Annotated in this window: 9 protein-coding genes; 2 read left to right on the forward strand and 7 right to left on the reverse strand. The window is 68.4% G+C overall.

Features of this window, described 5'->3' with window-relative positions; genetic code table 11:
* Window positions 1-31: 31 nt before the first annotated feature.
* Both FAZ97_RS13595 and FAZ97_RS13600 read right to left on the reverse strand, forming a co-directional pair.
* Entirely contained in the window at window positions 32-1,780 is a 1,749-nt protein-coding gene (locus tag FAZ97_RS13595; protein ID WP_158758854.1) for an OmpA family protein, read from the reverse strand.
* A gap of 247 nt (window positions 1,781-2,027) precedes the next feature.
* The gene (locus FAZ97_RS13600) at window positions 2,028-3,656 is read right to left on the reverse strand and encodes a GMC family oxidoreductase (RefSeq protein ID WP_158758855.1); all 1,629 of its coding nucleotides are present in this window, start codon (window positions 3,654-3,656) and stop codon (window positions 2,028-2,030) included.
* 407 nt (window positions 3,657-4,063) lie between these two features.
* Between FAZ97_RS13600 and FAZ97_RS13605 the strand changes: the two genes are divergently transcribed.
* Both FAZ97_RS13605 and FAZ97_RS13610 read left to right on the forward strand, forming a co-directional pair.
* Window positions 4,064-5,785: an isovaleryl-CoA dehydrogenase gene (locus FAZ97_RS13605; RefSeq protein WP_158758856.1), complete on the forward strand. Its 1,722-nt coding sequence runs from the start codon at window positions 4,064-4,066 to the stop codon at window positions 5,783-5,785.
* A gap of 61 nt (window positions 5,786-5,846) precedes the next feature.
* Window positions 5,847-7,298 (forward strand): coniferyl aldehyde dehydrogenase, encoded by a 1,452-nt coding sequence (locus FAZ97_RS13610; protein ID WP_158758857.1) that lies wholly within the window; start codon window positions 5,847-5,849, stop codon window positions 7,296-7,298.
* Here FAZ97_RS13610 and FAZ97_RS13615 read toward each other — a convergent pair.
* From FAZ97_RS13615 to fliE, 5 genes are all read right to left on the reverse strand, one after another.
* The gene (locus FAZ97_RS13615; RefSeq protein WP_158758858.1) at window positions 7,276-7,698 is read right to left on the reverse strand and encodes an EscU/YscU/HrcU family type III secretion system export apparatus switch protein; all 423 of its coding nucleotides are present in this window, start codon (window positions 7,696-7,698) and stop codon (window positions 7,276-7,278) included. The genes FAZ97_RS13610 and FAZ97_RS13615 overlap by 23 nt on opposite strands.
* Complete coding sequence (fliK, locus tag FAZ97_RS13620) at window positions 7,698-9,233, reverse strand: flagellar hook-length control protein FliK (protein WP_158758859.1); 1,536 nt, start codon at window positions 9,231-9,233, stop codon at window positions 7,698-7,700. The genes FAZ97_RS13615 and fliK overlap by 1 nt, the downstream gene beginning before the upstream one ends.
* Window positions 9,234-9,317: 84 nt before the next feature.
* Entirely contained in the window at window positions 9,318-9,650 is a 333-nt protein-coding gene (locus FAZ97_RS13625; protein ID WP_158758860.1) for a flagellar protein FliT, read from the reverse strand.
* Window positions 9,647-10,093, reverse strand: coding sequence for a flagellar export chaperone FliS (gene fliS, locus FAZ97_RS13630; protein ID WP_158758861.1), 447 nt, complete (start codon window positions 10,091-10,093; stop codon window positions 9,647-9,649). The genes FAZ97_RS13625 and fliS overlap by 4 nt, the downstream gene beginning before the upstream one ends.
* Before the next feature lie 135 nt (window positions 10,094-10,228).
* Window positions 10,229-10,564 (reverse strand): flagellar hook-basal body complex protein FliE, encoded by a 336-nt coding sequence (gene fliE / locus FAZ97_RS13635; RefSeq protein ID WP_158758862.1) that lies wholly within the window; start codon window positions 10,562-10,564, stop codon window positions 10,229-10,231.
* Window positions 10,565-10,643: the final 79 nt, after the last annotated feature.

Here is a 10,643-nt window from a genome sequence, read left to right on the forward strand (position 1 = left end):
CTGAAGCGCGTCGCGCAGTGACTGCTTCGGATTACTTCGCAACAAACTCGATGCGGCGGTTGTGGAAGCGGCCGCTTTCGGTGTCGTTGCTATCCACCGGATTCGCGTCGCCGTAACCTTGCGCCGTGAGCCTGCTCAGCGACACGCCCTGCGAAGCGAGGTAGGTGCGCACCGCGAGCGCGCGCTGCTTCGACAGCGCGAGATTCGCCGCCTTGTCGCCCAGGTTGTCCGAGTAGCCCGCCACTTCGAGCGCGACCGGCTGGCCGCGCTTCGAGCATGCGATCAGCGCGCGCGCCGACTGGCGCAGATCGTCTGCCGCCGAAGCCGGCACGATCGAGCTGCCGGTCTTGAAGTTCACGACCTGCAGGTTGAGCACCTTCGCCACATCGGCGCCTGCGCACGAGCTGTCCGTGGCGAACAGGCCCGTCACGGCGTCGCGGAACGACTGCGTGGCATCGGCCACGGCCTTCTGCACGTTGAACACGCCGATGTCGAAGCCCGAGCCGAACAACGCCTTGAGCTTGTCGAGCCAGCCTGCCTTCGCGTCGGCGGCCGCGCCGCTCAGTTCGACGTGAGTGCCGTCGATCTTCACTTCCGCGCCGGGCAGCGCCATGAGCGGCAGCAGGCCGTCGAGGTGCGCGAGCCACTCGGCGGGCTTCGTCGCTGCGTCGACGTTCACGTTGGCGTTGAACTTGCCTGCGCCGAACTGCTTCGTGAGGGCGTCGATGAGTTGCGTCTTCTCGGCTTCGGTGCCTACCGTCGCCGTGATCGTCGGCACGCCTGACTTGTCGACCGTGAACGACAGGTGCGCGTCCTGGGTCGGCGCGGGAGCGGCATCGCTCGCGGCCGCGACCGGACCGGAAGCGACCGTGGCGGAAGCGGCGGCATCGGAGCTCGCTGCAGGCGCCGAAGCGCTATCCGCCTGCGACGCCGCATCCGATGCGGCGACCGCACCCGGCGCCATCGTGCTGGCCGAGGCGGGCTGCGCGGCGTCCTGCGTTGCGGCTTCATCGTGCTGGCACGAACGCAGCGCAAAGAAGGCGACGATCAGCGCGAGCGCGGCGAGCAGCCACCAGAGCCAGTGATGGCGGCGCTTCTCCTCGGCGATGGGCGGCGTGGACTCGGCCACGGTCTGCGGCGGCACCGAGGCCGGCACCGGACGCACCACGGGCTGCGGATGATCGAGATGCGCGGAGACATCTTTCAGCCGGCCCATGATCGAGCCAGCGAACGCGGCGGCGCTGCCAAGGCCCAGCGCACCCGCAAGATGATCGGTGAGGCTCGCGTTGACTGACGGCAGCTGATGGCCAAGCAGCGTCGGCAGTTGTCCGACGAAGCCTTGGGAAGCGGTGAAGTGCTGTTTGAGAATCCCCATGATCGCCGCGCCAACCACGCCGGCGAGCGAGAAGGCTGTGGACTGCGGCGCACCCGTTTGCGCGGCGACCGCGTCGGCGAGCGCGCCGACGTTCGCGCCGGTCGCCTTCTGGACCAGTTCGCGGCCGGTGGCTTCGAGCTGGCCCAGGCCCGCCGTGCTCGCGAGCAGCTCAGGCAGTTGCTTGCCGATCAGCGGATTCGCGTCGGACGACATGATCGTGGAAAAGAGGCTGCGCGCGCCTTCGGGCGTCGCACCGCGATGCATGATGGCGGCCATGATGGCCGGTGCGGCGGCGCCCGCGACCTTGCGCGTGAAGTCGGGCGTGAGGCCGTAGCGCGTTCCCATTGACTTGACGACGTTGTCGCTCAGAACGGTTTCCAGCAGTTGAAAGACATTGATGCTCATCGAGGCGGACCCTCCAGTTCGCGGACGCGCCACCTGACACGCCCAAATGCGAGCGCGATTATAGGGAGTGCGAAATCTCGAAAAAGCACGCAAACGGCAATCCGCACATTGTTTGACGAAAAGCCCCGAAAAATCGGACTAGTCGCGACATTGCGCGATGTTGCGGTTGCAACGAGACGACGGTGCGTCTCGCTTGCAAGCCTGCGATGAGCACACGCAATGAAGTAGGAAAAAGAGAAATCGCGCGTCAGGCGTCGACGTGCTGAAGCCGCGTATCGCCCGCGTATCTCGCTTGTGCGACGAAGTCGGCCGCGCGCTCGCCGATCATCACGCTCGGCGCATTCGTGTTGCCGCCGATGAGTGTCGGCATGACCGAGGCGTCGGCAATGCGCAGACCCGTCACGCCGCGCACGCGCAATTGCGGATCGACGACAGCGCGCGCATCGCCGCCCATGCGGCAGGTCGCAACAGGGTGATAGATCGTATCGGCATGACGGGCGATCGTGTCGCGCAATTGCGCGTCGCTCTGTTCGCCATGCGTGTAGAGTTCGCGGCCGCCTAATTGAGCCAGCGCGGGCGCGTCGAGTATGCGCCGCGCGAGACGTGCGCCCTCTACGAGCGCATCGACGTCGCGCGTATCGGAAAGAAAGCGCGGGTCGATCACGGGCGCCACGCGCGCGTCGGCGCTCGCGAGCGTGACCGTGCCGCGGCTTGCCGGGCGCAGCACGCACACGTGCAGGGAATAGCCGTGGCCCCAATGCGGACGGCGGTTGTGATCGTCGACGATTGCCGTGCAAAAGTGCAACTGCAGGTCGGGCCGGTCGAGTTCGGGGCGACTCTTCAGAAAGCCGCCCGCCTCCGCGACGTTGGTCGTGAGCATGCCGCGCCGCCCGCGCAGATAGCGCACGAAGCCCGCGGTCATACGCGCCGCGCCGCGCAGCGAGTAGCCCACGGTGTCGCTCGAATGCACGCGCTTGTTGAAGGTGAAATCGATATGGTCGATCAGATTGCGGCCGACCTCGGGCGCGTCGTGGCGCACCGCAATGCCGAGTGCGCGCAGTTCGTCGGCTGGGCCGATGCCCGAGCACATGAGCACTTGCGGCGAGTTGAACGCGCCTGCCGCGAGGATCACCTCGGCGCGCGCCTGCAGTGTCTCGATCGCGCCGCCGCGCGCGAGTTCCACGCCGCTCGCGCGCGCGCCTTCGAAGGTCACGCGCAGGACCGTCGCGTTGGGGATCAGATGCAGGTTCGGCCGCTCGCGTCCATACAGATACGCGCGCGCCACCGAGCAACGTTCGCCACCGCGCTGCGTCACCTGATAGAAGCCGACGCCCTCCTGTTCCTCGCCATTGAAGTCGGCGTTCAGCCGGAAGCCCGCCTCGCGCGCGGCCTCGACGAAGCGCGCGGCCACCGGATTGCGCTCGCGCAGGTCGGCCACGCCTAGCGGGCCGCCCGCGCCATGCCAGGCGCTCGCGCCGCGCTCGTTGTCCTCGGCGCGCAGGAAGTACGGCAGCACGTCGCGCCACGCCCAGCCCGTGCAGCCAAGCTGCGCCCATTCGTCGTAATCGAGCGGATGGCCGCGCGTGTAGATCATCGCGTTGATGGCGCTCGAGCCGCCGAAACCACGGCCGCGAGGCTGGTAGCCGCGCCGTCCGGCGAGTCCGGGCTGCGGCACGGTTGCATAGGCGTAGTTGTTTTTGGTGCGAAACGGCACGAGCGCGGCGACGCCGAGCGGCATGTTGACGAACGGATTGCGCGCCGTGTGCGGCCCGGCCTCGACGAGCGCGATGCTCGCCTGCGGGCAACGATCGGCGAGGCGACCCGCCAGCGACGCGCCGCCTGAGCCGCCGCCCACGATGATGTAGTCGTATTGCATCGTCTCCCTCTGTCGGCCGCAGTTAGCGCTTTAGAGCTTACTCCGGCCCCATGCAGAGCTGTCGGCGCGCTATTTGCACGCTCGTTCGTTTTCGGTTTCAATGGCGCATTGTAGGAAGCGTCTGATTCCGAGGTCAGCTTTTATGTCAGAGCATCCCCTCTAAACCTGACGGCGGGATCGACGCCTATGATGGAAGGCGGTTCAGCCGCCAGAGCGGGAGCCGGCAAGCGCCCAGCAAGCGGCATAGGGAGGGCTGGAGCGCACAAGCATCTCTCACCACTCGGACGCTTCACACGGAGCGGCCGCTGCGCACGCCTCCCCGACACGACGACAGCGAACACAACACGATCGGCCGCGCGTGAAGCACGCCGCGCCCGCAGCAGCAGCCTTGCATCGGAGACAGGCAAATGAACCCGACGGAAGCCACGCATCGCCCCGGCACGACCCACGAAGTCACGAACCAGGCGCCGCCGCTCGCCGACTACAACCTCTTCACCACCGACGCCGCGCTCGGCGAGGCCCTCACGCGCGCGGGCGCGGACTGGCACCGCGAAACGCTCACGCGCCATGGCGAAACGCTCGGCAAAGCCGAAACGCTCGCGCTCGCCGATCTCGCCAACCGCCACGAGCCCGAACTGCACACGCACAGCCCGCGTGGCGAACGGATCGACGCGCTCGAATTCCACCCCGCCTGGCACGACCTGCTGGCGCTGCTGCGCGAGCAAGGGCTGCACGCGCTGCCGTATTCGGACCCGCAGCCCGGCGCGATGGCCGCGCGCTGCGCAGGCTACTTCCTGCACGCGCAGCTCGAATCGGGGTCGCTCTGCCCGCTGACCATGACCTTCGCGAGCATTGCCGTGCTGCAGCGCGAGCCGGCGCTGTTCGACACGCTGCGCGCGCCGCTCTACACGCGCGAGCACGACGCGCGCGACCTGCCGCTCGCGCAAAAGCGCTCGATGATGATCGGCATGGGCATGACGGAGAAGCAAGGCGGCTCGGACGTCCGCAGCAACCGCACCGAGGCGCGCCCGGCGGGCGTCGAAATCGGACGCGGCGCGGCGTATCTGCTCACCGGTCACAAGTGGTTTTTCTCGGCGCCGCAGTGCGACGCGCATCTCGTGCTCGCGCGCACCACGGAGCACGACGGACTTTCATGCTTCTTCGTGCCGCGCTACCGGCCGGACGGCACGAAAAACGCAGTGAACGTGCAACGCCTGAAGAACAAGCTCGGCAACCGCTCGAATGCGAGCAGCGAAGTGGAATTCTTCGACGCGTACGGCGTGATGATCGGCGACGAAGGCCGCGGCGTGCCGACCATCATCGAAATGGCGAACTACACGCGGCTCGACTGCGTGATCGGCAGCGCGGCGCTCATGCGCGCGGCGCTCGTGCAGGCGATTCACCATGCGCGCCACCGCAGCGCGTTTGGCCGCGTGCTTGCGCAGCAGCCGCTCATGCAAAACGTGCTCGCCGATCTCGCGCTCGAATCGGAAGCGGCGACGGCGCTCTTCATGCGGCTTGCGCGCGCCTTCGAAGACAGCGCCGAGGCGAAACCCGGCGACACGGACGACACGTCGCTCGAAGCGCGCGCGTGGCGGCGCATCGTCACGCCGGCGGCGAAGTTCTGGGTCTGCAAGCGCGCGCTCGCGTTCACGGGCGAAGCCATGGAGGTATGGGGCGGCAACGGCTACGTCGAGGAAGGGCCGATGGCGCGCTTTTACCGCGAAGCGCCCGTCAACTCGATCTGGGAAGGCTCGGGCAACGTGATGTGCCTCGACGTGCTGCGCGCGCTGGAGCGCGAGGCCGATGCCGCCCAGGCGCTCTTTCTCGCGTGGCGCCGCGACGCGCAGACTCATCCCGTGTTGAACGCCGCGCTCGACCGCCTCTCGGTGCTGCTCAACGGGGCGCCTGGCACACGTGAGGCGAGCGCGCGGCGCATCGCGCAGCAAATCGTGCTGATCGCGCAGGCCATGCTGCTGCGCGACGGGCCGCCGGAAATGGCGCAAGCGTTCATCGCCACGCGCCTCGACGAGCACGACGCCGACTGCGACCGCGTATTCGGCACGCTGCCCGCGCGCTTCGATCACGCCGCGATCATCGAGCGGGCGTTTCCGTCGCGCGTGGTGTGAATACGTAACCCGATTTTTCCGTTCACGCATACGCCGAGCGCGAACCCCACAAGGACCGACCATGAAGCAGGACCTGCCCGAAGACTTCGCCCGCAACGCGTACGGCGCGCCCGACGATCCGCGCGCCGCGCTGAACACGCTGCTGGCCGCGCAGCGCGAAGCCTTCCTGCGCGATCCGTTCCCGTCGTGGGACACACGCGCGCGCCATCTCAAGGCGCTTCGCGACGTGCTGTTCTCGCACCGCGACGCGCTCGCCGAGGCGATGAACGCCGACTTCGGCCAGCGCTCGAAGGCGGAAGTCGCGCTCGCGGAATTCGTCGTCCTCAAGCAGGAGATCGACGCGGCGCTCAGGCACGGCGCGCGCTGGATGAAGCCGCGGCGCCGGCCGGTGGGCAAATGGCTGCTGCCGGGCCGCGCGAAGGTGGTGCCGCAGCCGCTTGGGGTGGCGGGCATCGTCGTGCCGTGGAATTACCCATTGCTGCTCGCCGCGAGCCCGCTCGTGTGCGCGCTCGCGGCGGGCAACCGCGCGATGATCAAGATGTCGGAGCTCACGCCGCGCACGTCCGCGCTCTTCGAGGAGTTGATCGGCAAGACATTCGCGCGCGACCACGTGACGGTCGTGAACGGCGACGCAACAGTCGGCGCCGCCTTCAGCGCGCTGCCGTTCGACCATCTGCTCTTCACCGGTTCGACGCGCGTGGGGCACGAGGTCATGCGCGCGGCCGCCGCGAACCTCACGCCGGTCACGCTCGAACTGGGTGGCAAGTCGCCCGTGATCATCGGCGAAACGGCACGCCTGAATTACGCCGTGGACAGCCTGCTGCTCGGCAAGACGCTGAACGCGGGGCAAACCTGCATCGCGCCCGACTACGTGCTGCTGCCGCGCGGCCAGGAAGAGGCGTTCATCGCCCGCGCGCGCACGCGCTTCGCCCAGCTCTACCCGGACTTCGCGAACAACCGCGACTACACGTCGATCATCTCGGCGCGCCACTTCGAACGCCTGCAACGTCTCGCCGACGAGGCGCAGGCGAGCGGCGCGCAACTGCACGCGCTCGGCACGCACGACGCCGCCACGCGGCGCTTCGCGCCCGTCATCGTGACGAACGCCGGAGCGCAAACGGCGCTCATGCAGGAGGAAATCTTCGGGCCGCTGTTGCCGCTCGTGCCCTACGACACGCTCGACGAAGCGCTGCGCTACGTGAACGCGCGCCCTCGCCCGCTCTCGCTCTATCTCTATGCCGACGACGCGCGCACGGTCGAGCGCGTGACGCGCGAAACGGTCGCGGGCGGGATGTCGGTGAACGAAACGCTCATGCACATTGCCGCCGAAGGACTGCCGTTCGGCGGCGTCGGCGCGAGCGGCATGGGCGCGTATCACGGCTACGAGGGCTTCGTCACGTTCTCGAAGATGAAGCCCGTCTTCACGCAGGCGCGGCTGAACGCGCGCGGGCTCATCGCGCCGCCCTACGGCAAGCGCTTCGCCTTGCTGATCAAGATGATGTTGAAGGGTTGAACGGCAGTGCCGGGCGAGCGCCCCGGCCGCCGCCGACCCTGCGAACGTCGCTGATGTCACGCACGGGAGCGCCGGCTGCGGCGTCGGCCGCCGCGCCGTTTTGTGCTTGTGCGGCCTCTTTGGCTTTCGCGTCGTTGTCCGCTTCGAGGCGGTGCAGCCAGGCCAGGAGTTCGGCGACCGCCTGATAGAGCTGCGGCGGAATCTTCGCGTCGAGGTCCACGCGCATGAGCAGCGAAACCATCTCCGGCGCTTCGTGCACGTAGAGGCCCGCCTCCTTCGCGCGCTGCACGATCATCTCGGCGACGAGGCCGTAGCCCTTGGCGACCACGCGCGGCGCGCCGTCGCCTTCGGGGGCGTCGTAGGCGAGCGCCGCGGCGCTCTTGCGGTGCGTGCGGCTCATCACAACTCCCAGTTCTGGTCGTGGTTCCGGTGATCGTTCGCGTCGGCGCTCGCTCCCGCGGCTGGCGCATCCGGCGCGGCCTGCGTGGCAGCCGCGGCGGAGGTGGTTTGCGCGGCGTACGCGCTGGCAGCGCTCGCCGCTCTCGCGGCCTCGGCCGGACTGGCCGCCGCGCCGCTGCCGATCTCGCGGATCGACAGCCCCGCGAGCGTGAGTCCGAGCGCTTCGAGCCGCCCGCGCAGCGACTCGCTCTCTGCGCTCAGGCGCGTGGCGCCGCCCACGCTCGCCTGCACGCGCACGGCGAGCGTCGCGCCCGTCAGCGTGAGTTCCGCGTCGACGGTGCCGAGCTTCGGCAGCGCAAGCGTGAGGCGCGTGCGCCATGGGATGTCGTCGGCGTCCACACCGGCCGTGCCCGCGTGCGCGTCGCGCTCGTCGTAGTCGTCTTGCTGGATGCTCCAGTCCACCCGCACGCCCGGCCAGGCCTCGCCATTCCAGCGAAACTCGCCGGTCGCGAGCAAATCGAGCTGCTGGCGAACGAGCGGAATCACAGCCGGATGGACCGACGGGCCGGCGGCCTGCGCCGCGGCTTCGTGCATGGCGGGCAACAGGGTGTCGGCGAGCGCCGCACGCGCCTGGGTCTGTGCCGTGGCCGAGGCCGCATCGCCGTGCAGATCCGCCAGCCCGGGAAACGCCCGCGCCAGTGCCGCATTGACCGCGCTTGCCGCATTGGAAGCATTGCCCGCGTCGCCGTGCGCGCCGCCCGGCGCGTCGGCGAACGTTTCGGTCCATTGCACGTCGTCGATGTCGTCTGCGTCGTGGCTCCAGTCGAGCGGAAGTTGCGCGTGGGCGCCGAGCAGGCGGTTCTGCGGTTCGTCGGCGAGCTCGGCGGGCGAAAGCTGGCCGCGCAACCATTGCGCGAGGTGGGCTTCGTAGAAGAGTCCGCTCGAGCTCACCGTCTGCGCGAGCGACGCGGCGAGCGCGGCGACCGGGCCGGCTTGTGCGGCGGCTGCGGTTTGCGCAGTTTGTGCGGTCTGGGTGGTTTGGCCGGCTTGCGGGTCTTGCGAGGACGCCGTTTGCGCGGCGGTGCCGGTTCCCGTGTCGGCCGCCGCGGCCAGTGCGTCGCCGGCCAGCCCCTGGGCTGCGAGCGCCACATCCGCGAGCAGCGCGGCTTGCGCCGCCTGCGCCTCTTGTGCCGCTTCGCCGGCGAGTCCCGGCAGCGGCAAAGCGCCCGCGCCGCCGGGCGCCGCGTCGGCATCGGGGTTGGCCCACAGCGGTGCGCTGCCCACCACCGCGGGCGTCGCCTCGCCGCCCGAGCGGATGATGGCGTCGAGCGCCAGCGCAACCGCCGAAAGCACGGTCTGTGCGGAGTCCTGCGTACTGCTGGTGGTGGCGGCGGTGTCGGCGAGCGCGGCCGTGCCCGTCGCGAGCGCGGAAACGCCCGTCTGCGCCGCGCCGGAGGCGCCCTGCGGGCCGACCGGCGTGAGCGCCGCGATGCGGCTCGCGAGGAGCGCGGCGGCTCCGGTGTCGATTCCGTTCATGGTGTTCCGGATCTGCGCACAGCGCTGACCTGCCGGTTCATGGAGCGTTGCGTGCCTTTGCCTCGCGAGGCGCCACGCGCCGCACTAGCGGGCGCCGTAGATTTCCTGCAAGACCCGCGCGGGCTGCGCGGTGCCGTAAAAGAGCGCCGAAAGCCGCGCCATGCAAGGGCTGGCGAGATCGCGAATGGCGGCGTCGTCGGCGAGGATCTGGCGGATCAGCTCGTACTTGCGCGCCCGTTCGGAAACCGTGAGCCGTACCGCGGCTTCGGCGTCCTTCAAGGCATCGACGAGGATCCGGTACTCCTCTTGCAAGCCGATCAGATCGTTCCAGTGCGCGTCGCGCGCCGCATGGAGCATCTGCTCCGATACGGCCGCTATCGCTTCGTAGCGGGCGAAGTAGTCTGCTTTTGAACTCATCTCATCAATGAGCCGGGCGCTGACGCGGATGACTGTTCGGCCATCCTTGCCACTTCCGGCGCTATCCCCAACCAGGCTTCTTCGAGCGTAGCCAGCAGTCCGTCGACCTCGACCAGCATGGTCTCGCTCTGTTTAATATTGGCTTCCAGCAGGCGCTTCGTCATGTAGCTGTACAGCGAATTCAGGCGTTGAGCGATCTCGCCGCCCGCCTCGACGTTCAACGCGAGCTGAAGTCCGCTCTCGACAATCCGGATCGCCTTGGCGATCGCCTCGCAACGCGGGCCGACGTTGCCGGCCTGCAAATGCATACGTGCCTGCGCGATGGCCTGACGCGCGCCCTGATACAGGAGCACGATCAGCTTGTGCGGGCTCGCACCCATGACCCCCGTTTCAACGCCCACGCGTGCATATGCGTTAGCTCCAGATTGGGCAGGGGAAAACATCGGCGCTTCTCCTTGATACGTTTGGCTTGAGTGCGGTCGTCCGACGCGCGGCGCATGCACGAGCGACGGACTCTTCTAGCCGGGTTATCGGAACGTAGGGGAGGAAGCTTTAGCGCATTGAGGAGGCAAAGGCCTTCACACCTGGATCTGCATGATGTCGGTGTAGGCGGCCACGAGCTTGTTGCGCACCTGCAATCCGAACTGGAAGCCGATGTTGGCTTTCTGCATGTCGACCATCACGTCGTTGAGCGACACGTTGTTCGCGCCGAGCTCGAACGCCTGCGACTCGCCAACGGCCTTTTGCTGGGCGTCGCTGATCTGGTCGATCGACGACTTGAGCGCCGCCGCGAACCCGCCAGCCGTGGCCGCGGCGGACTTTTCGTCGGCTGCGGTGGGGCCACCGGCCGCCTGGGTCGCCATGGACTGCATCTGGGCCAGGGCGGACGTGAGCGGGGATACTGGCACGGTCATGTTTGCTCCACGAAAAGGGTGCATGCGGGGACATGCGGGGTATTCCAGGGACGAGCCCCAAGGCCGGAATTTCAGCATT

Origin of the sequence: Paraburkholderia acidiphila (genome assembly GCF_009789655.1) — a bacterium.
Lineage (GTDB): Bacteria > Pseudomonadota > Gammaproteobacteria > Burkholderiales > Burkholderiaceae > Paraburkholderia > Paraburkholderia acidiphila.

Bases quoted from the DNA above. Each gene is read 5' to 3' on its own strand.
- FAZ97_RS13625 (WP_158758860.1), bottom strand. From the start codon at position 9,650: ATGAGTTCAAAAGCAGACTACTTCGCCCGCTACGAAGCGATAGCGGCC.
- FAZ97_RS13595 (WP_158758854.1), bottom strand. From the start codon at position 1,780: ATGAGCATCAATGTCTTTCAACTGCTGGAAACCGTTCTGAGCGACAAC.
- fliE (WP_158758862.1), bottom strand. From the start codon at position 10,564: ATGACCGTGCCAGTATCCCCGCTCACGTCCGCCCTGGCCCAGATGCAG.
- FAZ97_RS13600 (WP_158758855.1), bottom strand. From the start codon at position 3,656: ATGCAATACGACTACATCATCGTGGGCGGCGGCTCAGGCGGCGCGTCG.
- fliS (WP_158758861.1), bottom strand. From the start codon at position 10,093: ATGTTTTCCCCTGCCCAATCTGGAGCTAACGCATATGCACGCGTGGGC.
- FAZ97_RS13605 (WP_158758856.1), top strand. From the start codon at position 4,064: ATGAACCCGACGGAAGCCACGCATCGCCCCGGCACGACCCACGAAGTC.
- FAZ97_RS13615 (WP_158758858.1), bottom strand. From the start codon at position 7,698: ATGAGCCGCACGCACCGCAAGAGCGCCGCGGCGCTCGCCTACGACGCC.
- fliK (WP_158758859.1), bottom strand. From the start codon at position 9,233: ATGAACGGAATCGACACCGGAGCCGCCGCGCTCCTCGCGAGCCGCATC.
- FAZ97_RS13610 (WP_158758857.1), top strand. From the start codon at position 5,847: ATGAAGCAGGACCTGCCCGAAGACTTCGCCCGCAACGCGTACGGCGCG.